General features: G+C 40.4%; 19 protein-coding genes. All 19 read left to right on the plus strand.

The genetic code is table 11. The features are described 5' to 3' along the window. Positions 1-8 precede the first annotated feature (8 nt). The 19 genes from fliG (at position 9) to flhB (ending at position 14,365) form a co-directional block, all read left to right on the plus strand. Entirely contained in the window at positions 9-1,022 is a 1,014-nt protein-coding gene (gene fliG / locus CSV60_RS02965; protein WP_085133234.1) for a flagellar motor switch protein FliG, read from the plus strand. Next, a complete protein-coding gene (gene fliH, locus CSV60_RS02970) occupies positions 1,015-1,788 on the plus strand; it encodes a flagellar assembly protein FliH (RefSeq protein WP_158233146.1) in 774 nt (257 codons plus the stop codon). Before fliG ends, fliH begins: the two co-directional genes overlap by 8 nt. Further along, positions 1,785-3,125, plus strand: coding sequence for a flagellar protein export ATPase FliI (gene fliI, locus CSV60_RS02975; RefSeq protein ID WP_099630916.1), 1,341 nt, complete (start codon positions 1,785-1,787; stop codon positions 3,123-3,125). Before fliH ends, fliI begins: the two co-directional genes overlap by 4 nt. Further along, positions 3,122-3,574 (plus strand): flagellar export protein FliJ, encoded by a 453-nt coding sequence (gene fliJ / locus CSV60_RS02980; protein ID WP_099635945.1) that lies wholly within the window; start codon positions 3,122-3,124, stop codon positions 3,572-3,574. The genes fliI and fliJ overlap by 4 nt, the downstream gene beginning before the upstream one ends. A 1-nt stretch (position 3,575) precedes the next feature. Continuing rightward, positions 3,576-4,187: a MotE family protein gene (locus tag CSV60_RS02985; RefSeq protein WP_099635946.1), complete on the plus strand. Its 612-nt coding sequence runs from the start codon at positions 3,576-3,578 to the stop codon at positions 4,185-4,187. A gap of 29 nt (positions 4,188-4,216) precedes the next feature. After that, positions 4,217-5,623, plus strand: coding sequence for a flagellar hook-length control protein FliK (locus tag CSV60_RS02990; RefSeq protein ID WP_099635947.1), 1,407 nt, complete (start codon positions 4,217-4,219; stop codon positions 5,621-5,623). Between the two features lie 3 nt (positions 5,624-5,626). Then, entirely contained in the window at positions 5,627-6,316 is a 690-nt protein-coding gene (gene flgD, locus CSV60_RS02995; RefSeq protein ID WP_233189524.1) for a flagellar hook assembly protein FlgD, read from the plus strand. A 17-nt stretch (positions 6,317-6,333) separates the two neighbouring features. Then, positions 6,334-6,705 carry a TIGR02530 family flagellar biosynthesis protein gene (locus CSV60_RS03000; RefSeq protein WP_099635948.1) on the plus strand — a complete coding sequence of 124 codons (372 nt, stop codon included), beginning with the start codon at positions 6,334-6,336 and terminating at the stop codon, positions 6,703-6,705. Positions 6,706-6,788: 83 nt separating this feature from the next. After that, complete coding sequence (flgG, locus tag CSV60_RS03005; RefSeq protein ID WP_099635949.1) at positions 6,789-7,580, plus strand: flagellar basal body rod protein FlgG; 792 nt, start codon at positions 6,789-6,791, stop codon at positions 7,578-7,580. 54 nt (positions 7,581-7,634) lie between these two features. Continuing rightward, a complete protein-coding gene (locus CSV60_RS03010) occupies positions 7,635-7,859 on the plus strand; it encodes a flagellar FlbD family protein (protein WP_085133241.1) in 225 nt (74 codons plus the stop codon). Next, on the plus strand, positions 7,849-8,280 hold the full coding sequence (fliL, locus tag CSV60_RS03015) for a flagellar basal body-associated protein FliL (RefSeq protein WP_099630922.1): 432 nt from the start codon (positions 7,849-7,851) through the stop codon (positions 8,278-8,280). The genes CSV60_RS03010 and fliL overlap by 11 nt, the downstream gene beginning before the upstream one ends. Before the next feature lie 48 nt (positions 8,281-8,328). Continuing rightward, entirely contained in the window at positions 8,329-9,330 is a 1,002-nt protein-coding gene (gene fliM / locus CSV60_RS03020; RefSeq protein WP_099630923.1) for a flagellar motor switch protein FliM, read from the plus strand. Continuing rightward, the gene (gene fliY / locus CSV60_RS03025; RefSeq protein WP_099636074.1) at positions 9,323-10,501 is read left to right on the plus strand and encodes a flagellar motor switch phosphatase FliY; all 1,179 of its coding nucleotides are present in this window, start codon (positions 9,323-9,325) and stop codon (positions 10,499-10,501) included. The genes fliM and fliY overlap by 8 nt, the downstream gene beginning before the upstream one ends. A 22-nt stretch (positions 10,502-10,523) precedes the next feature. Beyond that, a complete protein-coding gene (locus CSV60_RS03030) occupies positions 10,524-10,886 on the plus strand; it encodes a response regulator (protein WP_099630924.1) in 363 nt (120 codons plus the stop codon). 9 nt (positions 10,887-10,895) lie between these two features. Next, positions 10,896-11,561: a flagellar biosynthetic protein FliO gene (locus tag CSV60_RS03035; protein WP_099635950.1), complete on the plus strand. Its 666-nt coding sequence runs from the start codon at positions 10,896-10,898 to the stop codon at positions 11,559-11,561. Next, positions 11,554-12,219 carry a flagellar type III secretion system pore protein FliP gene (gene fliP / locus CSV60_RS03040; RefSeq protein ID WP_099635951.1) on the plus strand — a complete coding sequence of 222 codons (666 nt, stop codon included), beginning with the start codon at positions 11,554-11,556 and terminating at the stop codon, positions 12,217-12,219. The genes CSV60_RS03035 and fliP overlap by 8 nt, the downstream gene beginning before the upstream one ends. Before the next feature lie 11 nt (positions 12,220-12,230). Next, positions 12,231-12,500: a flagellar biosynthesis protein FliQ gene (gene fliQ / locus CSV60_RS03045; RefSeq protein WP_099630926.1), complete on the plus strand. Its 270-nt coding sequence runs from the start codon at positions 12,231-12,233 to the stop codon at positions 12,498-12,500. Positions 12,501-12,504: 4 nt separating this feature from the next. Further along, the gene (gene fliR / locus CSV60_RS03050; RefSeq protein ID WP_099630927.1) at positions 12,505-13,281 is read left to right on the plus strand and encodes a flagellar biosynthetic protein FliR; all 777 of its coding nucleotides are present in this window, start codon (positions 12,505-12,507) and stop codon (positions 13,279-13,281) included. Then, positions 13,274-14,365, plus strand: coding sequence for a flagellar biosynthesis protein FlhB (flhB, locus tag CSV60_RS03055; RefSeq protein ID WP_099635952.1), 1,092 nt, complete (start codon positions 13,274-13,276; stop codon positions 14,363-14,365). Before fliR ends, flhB begins: the two co-directional genes overlap by 8 nt. The last annotated feature ends 20 nt before the right edge of the window (positions 14,366-14,385 follow it).

A 14,385-nucleotide genomic window follows, 5' to 3' on the forward strand; every position in this document is an offset into this window, starting at 1 on the left:
GGGTTTAGTTGGTTAAGAAAGATAAAGACATGTCAGGAAAACAAAAAGCTGCTCTTTTGCTTATCTCATTGGGGCCTGAGGTGTCGGCTTCAGTCTATAAGCATTTGAATGAAGAAGAGATTGAGCAACTGACGTTGGAGATTTCCGGTGTGAAAAAAGTTGAATCCTCTGTAAAAGAAGAAATTATTGAAGAATTTCATAATATCGCTCTTGCGCAGGATTATATTTCTCAGGGGGGGATTGGCTATGCCAAGACTGTACTTGAAAAAGCACTCGGAAAAGAACATGCCCAAGCAATCATTAACCGTCTGACATCTTCACTCCAAGTGCGTCCGTTTGATTTTGCAAGACGCGCGGAACCATCGCAAATACTAAACTTTATCCAAAATGAACATCCGCAGACAATTGCATTAATTTTGTCTTATTTGGAAGCGGAGCAAGCAGGATTAATCTTGTCGCAGCTTCCGCAAGAAATGCAAGCGGATATTGCCAAACGAATAGCTACTATGGAATCAACCTCACCTGAAGTAATCAGTGAGATAGAAGCAGTACTTGAACGAAAATTATCATCTACTGTAACTCAAGACTTTACCGAAACAGGTGGCGTAGACGCAGTCGTTGAAGTGTTAAATGGCGTAGATCGTTCGACAGAGAAAACGATTCTGGATGCTCTTGAAATTCAAGATCCTGAGCTAGCCGAAGAAATTCGCAAAAGAATGTTTGTTTTCGAAGATATTATCACGTTGGATAACCGCTCAATTCAACGTGTCATCCGTGACTGTGAAAATGAAGACTTGATTTTAGCGATGAAAGTATCCAGTGAAGAAGTGAAAGATATATTATTCAAGAACATGTCACAACGTATGGCAGAATCTTTCAAGGAAGAAATGGATGTAATGGGTCCTGTTCGACTTCGTGACGTGGAGGAAGCGCAGTCTCGAATTGTAGGAATCATTCGCAGACTTGAAGATGCCGGAGAAATCATCATAGCGCGTGGTGGAGGAGATGACATCATTGTCTAATCTGTTTCGTTCCGAGCGAACTGTAATGAATCAACGTCCCACAAAAGCAATATCCATACGCAATTTGCAATCGATGGAACCCGCTGAGACAGTGGAGGAGCCAGTTAGCACAGGCGAGATGTTTATGGAACGCAATCGCTTGTTGCAAGAGATGGAGCAACGAAAGAATATTGTAGATACCGAAATTAAACAGCGATTGGATCAAGCAGCAGCGGATATCGAATCGATGCATGCAGCTTGGGAGAGTGAAAAAGAAGAACTGCAACAACGGGCATATGATGAAGGGTTTCAAGTCGGATTCGATGATGGGCGCAATAAAGCAATAGCGGAAATGCGTGAAATGGTAGAGGCTGCGAACGAAACTACTACATTATCTTACGAGAACGCAACGCAATATTTAATCAATCAAGAACGAGTAATTTTGAATATCGGAATGCACTCGGCGGAACGAATAATTAATAAAGCGTTAGAGGAAGACGACGAGACGTATTTATCAATCGTACGTAAAGGGATTAAGGAAGCGCAAGAGAGCAAAGAGGTAAAATTATTCGTACCGACTGAACAGTTTAAAATGGTAACGACACATCGCTCTGAACTTGCTTCAATCTTTCCGCCCGAAACTCCATTCCTTATTTTCGTCAATGAAGATTTCAATGCAACAGATTGTTTTATCGAAACGAACCATGGTCGAATCGTAGTAAGTGTAGATGAGCAACTGAATGAACTGAAAGAGCAATTGGTGAAAATCATGGAAGATGGTGTGTGAATTTGAAGAAAGCCGAAGATTTAATTCCAATCATTCCAAACATCAACACATTGAAAAAATATGGTCGGGTAATACGGGTTGTAGGATTATTAATAGAATCTGAAGGTCCTGAATCGTCGATCGGAGATGTATGTTTCATCCATTTGAATGTTCCTGAAGGGGGACGTTCTCTAATTCAAGCAGAAGTTGTAGGATTTAGGGAAGAAATTGTCATGCTGATGCCTTACACCGATATACGCAATATTTCAAGTGGCTGCTTAGTCGAAACATTAGGTAAGCCTCTTGAAGTGAAAGTAGGTATGAATCTATTAGGAAAAGTCCTCGACTCTTTAGGGAAACCTATTGATTCAAGCGCGTTACCTAAAGGTTTGGCAACTGTTCGTACAGAAAACAGTCCACCGAACGTTTTGACACGTCCTACTATTAACGACAAGTTAGCTGTAGGGGTGAAAGCCATCGATGGAATGTTAACGGTGGGTAGCGGTCAGCGTGTAGGGATTTTCGCAGGTTCGGGTGTTGGTAAAAGTACATTGTTAGGGATGATTGCACGCAATACAGAAGCGGATATTAACGTTATCGCCCTTATAGGAGAACGTGGCCGTGAAGTCCGTGAGTTTATCGATAGAGACCTAGGACCAGAAGGTTTAAAAAGAACAATCGTAGTTGCAGCGACTTCTGATCAGCCCGCACTTATGCGAATTAAAGGCGCCATGACAGCAACAGCTATTGCAGAGTACTTCCGGGATAAAGGTCTGAACGTTATGTTGATGATGGACTCAGTCACACGCGTAGCCATGGCGCAGCGTGAGATTGGTCTAGCGGTAGGTGAACCGCCTGCAACGCGAGGCTATACGCCCTCCGTTTTCGCTATTTTACCGAAACTTTTGGAACGTAGTGGAACTAATGAAAAAGGAGCGATCACTGCATTCTACACGGTGCTAGTTGATGGTGATGATATGAATGAGCCGATAGCGGATGCTGTGCGAGGCATTCTTGACGGTCATATAGTCTTGGATCGTACGCTTGCCAATAAAGGTCAGTACCCCGCGATCAATATTTTGAAAAGTGTCAGTCGTCTGATGAATCACATTGCAGATCCTGACCATTTGAAAGCGGCCGCAAAATTACGCGAACTGTATTATGCCTACGATAAATCTGAGGACTTAATTAATATTGGTGCATATAAAAAAGGGACGTCACGCGAAATCGATGAAGCGATTGAATATGAACCAATCATTACCGACTTTCTAAAACAGAAGTTTAATGAGAATATCCAATTGGAAGATACGGTAAATGAAATGATTGCGTTAGCTTCTGGAGGAGGAGAACGTAGATGACTTCTTTCCATTATCGTTTTGATAAAGTGCTGAATTTACGGGAACAAGAACGTGATGAAACAGAAATGGCTTATAAAGAGGCGATTGAAGAATTTGAAAAAATTGCAACACAACTGTATGACCAGATGAAAAAGAAAGAAACAGTCTTAGAAGAACAGCAACAACGAATGACAACAGGTTTTTCCATCGATGATTTGCACAGTTACTCCCGATTCATTAATACACTTGACCTAACGATTGACCATATTCAGCAAGAAGTGATGAAGTCTCGTTCGAAAATGAATTGGTATGAATCACAATTGCTGGAGAAAAATATCGAAGTGAAGAAGTTTGAAAAAATGAAGAAAATTGGGAAAGAACAATATGATGCCGAAATGGAACACGTAGAGATAAATCGAATTGACGAACTATCGACGATGAAGTTTCGTTCAAGAGAAGACGGGTGGTAAAGTGGCTAAATTGAAAAAGAAAAAAGAGGCTGAGGAATTAGTTGTAGGGCAAAGCAAAAAGTCTATTGGCTTTTTCCAAATATTGCTCGCATGGATCATCATACCTCTTATGTTCACAACGGCTGTCGTTTTAATCATAGCCAAAGTAGCTGATGTTAACGTCTTCGATCAGGCGAAAGAGTGGACATCAAAAATTCCATTCCTTGAACAAAAAGCACCTGAGGAAAAGGTCGAAGGAGATCAAATATTAGAAGAACGTGTCATTTCACTTCAGGCAGAAATTCAAGAAAAAGAAGCGCAATTATTTGAAGTTCAAGATGAACTTGCACAAGTGAAAGATTCGAACGAAACGCTAGTAATAGAAAAAGAAAAATTGAATGAAGAAATCGAGAAATTAAAACTTGCGCAAAGTGAATCTAAGCGTGATTTCAAAGAAATTGTAACGACTTACGAGCAAATGTCGGCCAAATCTTCAGCCCCTGTTATTACAAAAATGGGTGATGCAGAAGCTGTCCAAATATTATCTAGTCTAAAGCCCGCTACTTTAGCGACTATCCTAGAGAAAATGTCCCCTGAAGATGCAGCTAAATATACTTCTATGCTTACAAAGTAGTATAATGGTATTTGAGGGAGGTGAAAAAAGTGAATTTAGGACTATTAATGAATGTGAGTTCTTCAGGGATGCCTTTGAAATCATCTATTCCTACAGTAAATAATGAGAGTGAAGGATTTGGAAGGGTGTTTCAGGGTCTCATGTCTGCTATTTCTGTTCCGGCGAAGCAACAAATAGTGGGTACTAATTCAGAGCTAACTACATTAGTAGAAGATGTTCTCAACACCGACTCCTTAGAAAAGTTAGAAGGAATGGTTGAGGCGTTGAAGCAATCTGTTAGGTCACCCGTTGTAGCGCAGCTAGAAAAAGAGTCTAAACTGCTTCAAACACAGTTAGTAAATGAAGCGACTGTCAAAAAAATGTTATCTGGAATAGTAGAAGAAGAACAGCTTCAAAACATTCCAGTTTTGTTAAATGAAGATGTTGAAATGAAATTAACGAATATAGTAAATTTGCAGAAGTTTCCTAGTCTGCAACAATTAGCACATCAAATTAGCGAAGAACCTGATAAACTAATAGAAACGATTACAAACGTCCTAGAAGATGCCGGTATGACCAAAGAACAGTTTGATCAGTTAGCAGCAACAGGAGACATATGGTTTGTGCTCGATGTGTTACAACAATTACCAACTGAAAAAATTAAAGAAGCTATGGGACAATTACCGCCAAAATCCGCAGTAGAATTGATCGCATTGCTTAAAGCAGTTGAACTGGCAGCAGCTAAGATGGATTTGTTTACAAAGCAAGTAGATCTCGTGAAAACGATCCAGCCGATTTTTTCACAAATCGCAAGTCAGTTAGAACAAAAGATCATACAACCTGAAGTGAAACACTCTGTACAAATTCCACCAACTATGCAAAACTTCATTCGAATTTCGACAGAACAAATGAGCGCAGATACCGAGCAGCAAAATCACCAGTCAAAGCCAAGTGAAACAGTGGCTCCATTGTCAGCTGTCGCTACTACTGAAACTAGACCAGTATACCAAATGAATGCTACAGAGAAAGTACCGGAAAGCCGAAGTGAGGCATTGATGCGGGAATTCCAAGCCATTTTGAACCGAGCAAACTTTGGCCAGACGAATGGAATGAATCGTATTTCAGTCAAACTGTATCCGGAACATCTCGGACAAATTCGTATTGAATTATTGGAGATAAACGGTGTAATGACTGCGAGAATCTTGGCATCTACTGCAATGGCACGTGAAATGCTCGATAGCCAGATGCATCAGTTGCGTCAAGCTTTCAATCAACAAAATCTGCAAGTTGACCGAATTGACCTATCACAAACGCTGCAAGATCCATCGAAGAGCGATCGAGAACAGGCATTCAATAAGCAGAATCACCAACAAAAAGAACAAGCTACCGAACAAAATGAAAATCCGGATGAACAAGAACAAACATTCCAAGAATTCATGATTGAATTGGAGGCGTAAAAATTGCCAGAAGGAACAAATTCAGCAACAACGAAAAATGCGATTACTGAATCGATGTATTTAGTCAACAAGCAACGAGATCAACGGAAAACAGGACCCGATACGATGGGGAAAGACGCTTTTATGAAAATCTTAATTGCCCAGATGGCTAACCAAGATCCAACCAATCCGATGAAAGATACCGAGTTTGTCGCACAAATGGCGCAATTTTCATCATTGGAACAAACCATGAACTTGGCAAAGGCATTTGAAAAGTTCGCGGATTCACAAAACCAGAGTCAGTTAATTCAGTACAATAGCTTTGTAGGTAAAGAAATTCGTTGGCATGAAGTATCAGATAAAAAAGGTCAAGACGACAAGCCGATTATTAATGAAGGGACTGGCGTTATACAGTCTATTAAGTATATGAATGGTTCAGTAATCTTTATGATGGCGGATGGCAAAGAACTCTCGCCTGGAAACATTTCGGAAGTAATGGGAAATGGATCTAGTTCAGGAACTGGAGCAGTCGGTCAACCAAGCAGCCTAGTACAAGCCAGTATGTTAATTGGTAAGACAATAGGCTATATGGAAGGCGAAGAAGAACGTAGAGGGAAAGTCGTATCGGTTACGAATAAAGAAGGTAGTCTGCATTATGTGTTGCAAGACGGCACGAAAATTGAAGGAAATCAATTTACTACTATAAGTGAATAATTGAATGGGGCGATGTTATGAACAAGATTGATATCCATCGCATTCCATCACCACCACCCATACGCCAAGGACAAATACAAGCACAGTCAAAGCAGTCATTTCTCGAACATTTACAGCAAGCAACGCAGCCTGAAAAACTAAAGATCAGTAAACATGCTAACGATCGGCTGCAAGAACGAGGCATTCAAATGACCGATGCAGAATGGGCGCACATCTCAGAAAAAGTAAACGAGGCGAAGAGGAAGGGAATCCGCGATTCACTCGTGTTGACTGATCAAGCCGCACTCATTGTCAGTGCAAAAAACTCAACCGTCATCACCGCGATGAACCGCATGGAAGCGAAGGACCAACTTTTTACCAATATTGATGGCACGATACTACTCAGCTAAACACGGCAGGACCTTAACAGGATGCCATCGCACCGCCGACTGATTGACGCGGTGCACTCTAAAACCGAGAGGGGAAACTATTTATGATTCGCTCAATGTACTCAGGAATTTCTGGATTAAAGAACTTCCAAACGAAACTAGATGTAATTGGTAACAATATCGCAAACGTGAATACGTATGGCTTTAAGAAGGGACGTACGGTTTTTAAGGATTTGTATTCTCAGACTGTGGCGGGGGCTACTGGACCTGGAGATACTCGAGGTGGTGTGAATCCTAAACAGGTTGGTTTAGGTTCACAATTAGCCGCTATTGATACTATTCATAGTGCAGGTTCCACTCAATTCACAGGAAACACTTTAGATTTAGCTATTGAAGGCGATGGTTTCTTTGCACTACAAGATGGTGAGGAAGGGACATTGTATACGAGAGCCGGAAACTTCTATCTTGATCAAGATGGAAATTTGGTTGATGGGGATGGTAGATATGTGATTGGAGCATCCACTCCTATTAACATACCACCCACCGCTTCAAGTGTTTCAATAGGTCAAGATGGTACTATCTCTTATGTAGATGAGGGGGGTGGTTTGGATTCCAGTCAACAGATACAAATGAGTGTTTTTGCAAACCCAGGCGGTTTATTAAAAAACGGTGGGAATTTATATAGTGAAACCACAAACTCTGGTGAACCTACTGATGGGATTGCCCAAGACCCTGGATTTGGCGCAATAAAATCCGGCTCCCTAGAAATGTCCAACGTAGACCTATCCGAAGAATTCACAGAAATGATAGTTGCACAACGTGGTTTCCAAGCCAACACACGGATCATCACGACATCAGACGAGATTTTACAAGAACTAGTAAACTTGAAACGATAACATAGTATAGTTTGAGAAGGAGGGTCGGGCCGGCCTTGGCCTGGCCCCTTACATATGATTAAAGTGACGAGATTGAATCGAACGACTTTTACGTTAAACGCATTGTACATAGAGAGAGTCGAGTCGTTTCCAGATACGACCATCACGTTGACGACTGGGTCAAAATATGTCGTGCTTGATTCAGCTGACGAAGTAAATAACCGAATCATTGAATTTTATCAAGCGGTCCAGCTGCTATCCAATCCGCATATCCGAGGTGATGAAGAAGATGAAGAATAAATTATTGACGATTTCATTAATTATCTTAGTGAGTATTACGTTGATCGGTGTCGTGGCGGTCGTATTGATATTGAATTTCAATAAGGATAGTGACGGAGAGGAAAAAGCACCGTCAATTGATGAAATTATTGAGGCGTCAGTGGATATGGAAGAAATTACGACGAATTTGTCTGGCCGTAATTTTGTCCGTATATCCCTAAAAATCCAGACAGACAGTAAAAAAGCAGCGGAGGAATTAACGAAGCGTGATTTCCAAGTGAAGAACCTCGCTATTCAAGAACTGTCTGAAATGACAGCGAAAGACCTTGAAGGAAAAGCAGGGAAACAGCAATTTGAAGATACTATTAAAGCGAAGCTAAACGAGCTGATGCAAGATGGTGAAATACAGAAGGTGTATATTGTCTCATATATCATCCAGTGACGGCCGGAATGATCTACAAGAGAAATGTGCGCGATGGGAGGTGGGCCTATGTCGGGAGATGTACTGTCCCAAAATGAAATAGATGCGCTGCTGTCAGCTTTATCGACGGGTGAAATGTCAGCAGAAGAAATGAAGAAAGAAGAAGAAACGAGAAAAGTACGTGTCTATGATTTTAAGCGTGCACTTCGTTTCTCTAAGGATCAGATTCGGAGTTTGACTAGGATCCATGAAAACTTCGCCAGATTACTGACGACGTACTTCTCCGCTCAGCTGCGTACGTATGTACAAATTAATGTCATGTCAGTAGACCAGATTCCGTTTGAAGAATTCATCAGCTCGATACCCAATATGACATTGATCAATATATTTGATGTATCCCCCCTTGAAGGGAATATTTTGATGGAAGTCAATCCAAATGTCGCCTACTCGATGTTGGAACGATTGATGGGTGGTTTTGGATCGAGTTCAGGAAAAACGGACAATATGACAGAAATTGAAACGAAGATCTTGACGAATTTGTTTGAACGTTCATTTGATAGCTTACGTGAAGCTTGGTCCGGGTTAATTGATATCGATCCGTATTTAACGGAAATGGAAGTCAATCCCCAATTTCTTCAAATGATTTCACCGAACGAAACCGTGGTCGTGATTTCATTCAATATTATGATTGGTGAATCTAGCGGTATGATCAACATGTGTATCCCGCACGTTGTGTTGGAACCTATTATTCCGAATCTTTCTGTGCAGTACTGGATGCAGACGAATAAGAAAGAACCTACCGCTGAGCAAAGTGTCGAATTGGAAAGACGAATTAAAAATGCAACACTCCCTATAGTTGCTGACCTTGGGAAAGGCCAGATCTCTATTGAAGATTTCTTGCACTTGCAGCTTGGTGATGTGATTTCATTGGATACAAGCATTGAGGAACCTTTAACAATAAGAATAGGGGAAAAGCCTAAATTCACAGCACAGCCGGGGAAATTACGTAATCGTATGGCTGTTCAAATACTGGAAATATTGACTACGGGAGAGGATGACGATGATGAGTGATAATATTCTCTCACAGGAAGAGATTGAAGCGTTGTTACGGGGTGAAACTCTGGAACCTATCCAAGTAGACGAACCTGAATCGGAAACTATCGATATTAGCGATTACTTGACCGAAATGGAGCAAGATGCTTTAGGTGAAATTGGTAATATCTCGTTCGGTAGTTCAGCAACAGCACTTTCTGCTTTATTGGGTCAAAAGGTAGAAATCACAACACCACAGCTGTCGCTAATCCAACGTGATAATTTGGAGGGGGATTTTGTCCATCCGTATGTAGCAATCAAGGTGGAATATACTGAAGGATTAAGCGGTGTCAATCTGTTGGTGATCAAACAAAGTGATGCGGCAATTATTGCAGATTTAATGCTTGGAGGAGACGGTATTACTCCAAATCAAGAGTTAAGTGAAATTCATTTGAGTGCAGTGCAAGAAGCAATGAATCAAATGATGGGATCTTCAGCGACTTCGATGTCTACCATCTTCAATAAAAAAGTAGACATTTCACCGCCCACTATTGATTTGATGAATATTCAAGTAGATCAGGGAACCGAAAATATTCCTGCGCATAATTTATTAATTCGTGTGTCTTTCAATTTGAAAGTTGGTGAGTTGATTGATTCTGATATTATGCAATTGTTCCCATTGGAGTTCGGTAAAAAATTAGTGTCTTCTCTAATGGGGGAAGAAGAAGCGGCTACTATGATGGAAGTACCACCTAGTCCACAGGCACCACAATATTCGGAACCAGAAGCGACATATGCACCAGAGCATACGCCAATGCAACAGCCGCAATCTGCATATCAAGCACCACCAAGTCAACAAACCGCAACACCACGTCAGACTCAGGAGCCAGTGCATGTTCAGCAAGCAGAGTTTGCGAGTTTCCAAGCACCTTCTTTAAAAAAAGAAGAATCAAATAATTTGGATTTGCTACTTGATATACCGCTTCAAGTAACAGTAGAATTAGGACGTACGAAACGTTCTGTTAAGGAAATACTAGAAATGTCTGGTGGTTCAATTATTGAACTAGATAAATTGGCAGGGGAGCCGGTCGATATATTAGTCAATAATCGCTATATTGCAAAAGGAGAAGTCGTAGTCATTGACGAAAACTTCGGAGTCCGTATTACGGATATTTTAAGTCAAATGGATCGATTAAATAATTTACGATAGAAGATACTTGGAGGGAATATGAATGGGAAAACGAATTTTAGTAGTAGACGACGCGGCATTTATGCGCATGATGATCAAGGATATTTTAACAAAGAATAATTATGAAGTAGTAGGAGAGGCAGCAGACGGTGCTCAAGCTATTGAAAAGTATAATGAGTTGAAGCCGGATTTGGTTACAATGGATATCACGATGCCTGAAATGGATGGCATTGCGGCATTAAAAGCAATTAAAAGTACTAATCCATCTGCAACCATCATCATGTGTTCTGCAATGGGCCAACAAGCAATGGTAATCGATGCAATTCAAGCTGGAGCAAAAGACTTTATCGTTAAACCATTTCAGGCGGACCGTGTGATTGAAGCGATCGACAAAGCGTTGAGCTAAGAGCAACAGATGAATGTGAAACGAGTTATCTATTGTTTACTACTATTCTTTCTGTGCTTTACTATCACACCATTTGCACATGCAGAAACAAATCCTAATGTCAGCGTATCAGACTGTATTGGAAAAGATAAAGACTGCGAAGAGAAAGCTCCTGCTACAGAAAGTGATAAAAAACTAGTAACCAATAATGAATTGGACGAGCCTAAAGGTCCCACAGCGAAAGATTATATTCGAACTCTTTTTGCTTTTGTATTTGTAATTGGTTTACTCGTGTGGTTACTGCGCTTCATGAACAAACGTAATAGAAACTTCGACTCGAATCGACTGATGACGAATATGGGCGGCGTTCCATTAGGTCAAAATAAGTCCATTCAACTAGTGAAAATGGGCAATCACTATTTTGTGGTCGGTGTTGGAGAAAATGTACAGTTGCTAAAGGAAATAGAAGATCCTGATGAAATTGCTGAATTACTTGCACGTTATGACCAAAGTGATGAAGTTCAGAAGGGACTATTTTCAAAACTGTATACTCGATTTTATTCAAAGGCTGAGCAAACACCTTCTGAAGAAGCCACTTTTAGTCAATTGTTTTCTACCAAAATGAATGAAATCAAATCTGATAGAAAAGAGCAATTAAAACATTTTAATCGGAAGGAGAGCGACCGCGATGGTTGATTTTCTGGGTACATTCTCTGACAGTGATCCCACCAATGTCTCAACTTCCATTAAGATGTTGCTATTACTTACGGTATTGTCACTTGCACCAGCAATTTTAATCTTGATGACTTCGTTTGCTAGGATCATTATCGTCCTGTCATTTGTTCGGACGGCGCTAGCTACACAGCAAATGCCTCCTAACCAAGTTTTGGTTGGGTTAGCATTATTTCTGACGTTCTTCATCATGTCGCCTGTATTATCTCAAGTGAATGAAGAAGCATTAACACCTTTGTTTGATGAAGAAATCAGTTTGGACGAAGCATACGAGCGGGTCAGTGTGCCATTCAAAGAATTTATGAGCCAACATACAAGACAGAAAGATTTAGAATTATTCATGCGCTATAACCAGATGGAGCGACCGGATACAATTGAAGATATTCCGCTAACTATGATGGTGCCTGCTTTCGCCCTCAGTGAAATTAAGACAGCATTTCAAATGGGCTTTATGATTTTCATTCCCTTTCTCGTTATCGATATGATCGTAGCCAGTGTGCTTATGTCTATGGGTATGATGATGCTTCCACCCGTTATGATTTCATTACCATTCAAGATATTATTATTTGTACTAGTTGACGGTTGGTATCTCATTATCCAGTCATTGCTACAAAGCTTTTAGGGGGGATTTGAATGACGAGTGAATTTGTTATATCCATTGCAGAACGGTCAGTTTGGGTTATTCTCCTCGCTTCGGGACCTCTCTTAATCGTAGCGTTAGTAACGGGGCTTGCCGTAAGTATCTTTCAGGCAACTACACAAATTCAAGAACAGACATTGGCATTCGTGCCGAAAATCATAGCGGTTATGGTTGCTATCATATTTTTTGGACCTTGGATGTTATCCTATGTCACCGGCTATGCTAGTGAAATCTTTTCCAATCTCTCTAGGTACGTTGGGTGATTAAATGAATGAACTTATTCCGTCGTTGCCCGCATTTTTACTTATACTAACCCGTGTTACTTCTTTCTTCGTAACACTGCCATTATTCTCTTACAAGACCATTCCAGCTACGCAACGATTATTATTTGGGGCAATACTGGCCTGGATGATGTCTTACTCTATCACGATGCCCGAACTGGTAATCGATGGTCAATACATATTACTTGTACTTAAAGAAGCGGTTGTCGGCTTATCAATCGGCATTGCCGCTTTTATTATTATGTCAGCCATTCAAGTGGCTGGTGGATTTATTGATTTTCAGATGGGATTTGCTATTGCGAACGTTATTGATCCCCAAACGGGTGCGCAGTCACCATTGCTAGGGCAATTTCTTAATTCGTTAGCGATTTTATTGTTATTAGTAGTCAATGGTCATCATTTGCTGTTGGATGGGATATTTTACAGCTACGAGTTTGTCCCGATCACGTCTATGTGGCCGCCTTTTGGTAGTCCTAACATGGCAGAATTTATCGTTTTGACCTTTGCGAAATCTTTTGCGATTGCGTTTCAAATGGCGATTCCAGTAGTAGCTACGTTATTTCTTGTCGATTTGGCACTCGGGATTACTGCACGTGCCGTACCACAATTAAATATTTTTGTAGTGGGGTTTCCAATTAAAATTGGTGTCAGTTTCTTAGTAATCGTTACGATGTCTAGTGTCTTTATAATCGTAATGAAGAAAATGTTTGAAATTATGATTGTGACGATGAGAAATCTGATGATACTGCTTGGGGGTGGCTAACTTGTTACTAAGGCTAGATTTACAATTCTTTGCCGGTGAGAAGACGGAAAAAGCTACTCCGAAAAAGCGGGAAGATTCTAGGAAGAAAGGCCAAGTACTAAAAAGTCAAGACGTAACAGCTGCTATAGTACTTTTCTCTATTTTTACCTTTATGTTCTTTGCCGCAGGTTTTATGCGGGATAATTTCTTTGTGTTTTTCCGTGAATCTTTTACACACTTTATCCCTATCAAATCGCTGGATGAAGAACAAGTCATGTTAGTATACATAAGCGTTATTAAACAAATGGCGATCATTTTATTGCCAATTATGTTAATAGCAGTTGTTGCAAGTGTTGCAGCGAATTTGCTACAATTTGGTCTCTTATTTACCGCAGAGACATTGAAGTTTGATTTAAAGAAAATAGATCCAATTAAAGGATTAAAGCGAATCTTTTCTATTCGTGCAATTGTAGAGTTATTGAAATCCATATTAAAAATTTCTTTTATTGGGACCGTTACAACCCTTATTGTATGGAGTAATCTGGACCAAGTGCTGGACTTGGCATTTAAGACACCGCAAGTAACATTGGTGACTGTAGCAAAGTTAGTCGGAATGATGGGGATTATCGCATCATTGGTATTATTGTTTATTTCTATCTTGGACTTTCTTTATCAGAAATTTGACTATGAAAAAAATCTTAAAATGTCTAAACAAGATATTAAAGATGAAAGTAAAAATATGGACGGTGACCCGCTTATCAAATCCCGTATTAGACAACGTCAGCGTGAAATGGCCATGCGTCGGATGATGCAAGAGATCCCTGAAGCGGACGTAGTAATCACCAATCCTACTCACTATGCCATTGCGCTAAAGTACGATGAAGATCAGATGGATTCACCAATCGTCGTTGGGAAAGGTGCAGATTTTGTCGCACAAAAAATTAAAATGATTGCGTCGGAGCACGATATTGTAATGGTAGAAAATCGACCTCTAGCACGTGCTATGTATGATGAGGTAGATATTGGAGATCGAATACCGGAGCAATTCTTTAAAGCAATCGCAGAAATTCTAGCGTATGTATATCGTATTCAAAAGAAAATATAAGTTATTGAAGAAAGTAGGGA

The sequence above is a fragment of the Sporosarcina sp. P7 genome (assembly GCF_002743425.1).
In the GTDB taxonomy this organism is placed as follows: domain Bacteria; phylum Bacillota; class Bacilli; order Bacillales_A; family Planococcaceae; genus Sporosarcina.

What these genes read in the sequence shown, in the direction of transcription:
- fliJ (WP_099635945.1), top strand. Translation starts at nt 3,122, where the DNA reads ATGACTTCTTTCCATTATCGTTTTGATAAAGTGCTGAATTTACGGGAA.
- CSV60_RS03000 (WP_099635948.1), top strand. Translation starts at nt 6,334, where the DNA reads ATGAACAAGATTGATATCCATCGCATTCCATCACCACCACCCATACGC.
- flgG (WP_099635949.1), top strand. Translation starts at nt 6,789, where the DNA reads ATGATTCGCTCAATGTACTCAGGAATTTCTGGATTAAAGAACTTCCAA.
- CSV60_RS03010 (WP_085133241.1), top strand. Translation starts at nt 7,635, where the DNA reads ATGATTAAAGTGACGAGATTGAATCGAACGACTTTTACGTTAAACGCA.
- fliL (WP_099630922.1), top strand. Translation starts at nt 7,849, where the DNA reads ATGAAGAATAAATTATTGACGATTTCATTAATTATCTTAGTGAGTATT.
- fliM (WP_099630923.1), top strand. Translation starts at nt 8,329, where the DNA reads ATGTCGGGAGATGTACTGTCCCAAAATGAAATAGATGCGCTGCTGTCA.
- fliY (WP_099636074.1), top strand. Translation starts at nt 9,323, where the DNA reads ATGAGTGATAATATTCTCTCACAGGAAGAGATTGAAGCGTTGTTACGG.
- CSV60_RS03030 (WP_099630924.1), top strand. Translation starts at nt 10,524, where the DNA reads ATGGGAAAACGAATTTTAGTAGTAGACGACGCGGCATTTATGCGCATG.
- CSV60_RS03035 (WP_099635950.1), top strand. Translation starts at nt 10,896, where the DNA reads ATGAATGTGAAACGAGTTATCTATTGTTTACTACTATTCTTTCTGTGC.
- fliP (WP_099635951.1), top strand. Translation starts at nt 11,554, where the DNA reads ATGGTTGATTTTCTGGGTACATTCTCTGACAGTGATCCCACCAATGTC.
- fliQ (WP_099630926.1), top strand. Translation starts at nt 12,231, where the DNA reads ATGACGAGTGAATTTGTTATATCCATTGCAGAACGGTCAGTTTGGGTT.
- fliR (WP_099630927.1), top strand. Translation starts at nt 12,505, where the DNA reads ATGAATGAACTTATTCCGTCGTTGCCCGCATTTTTACTTATACTAACC.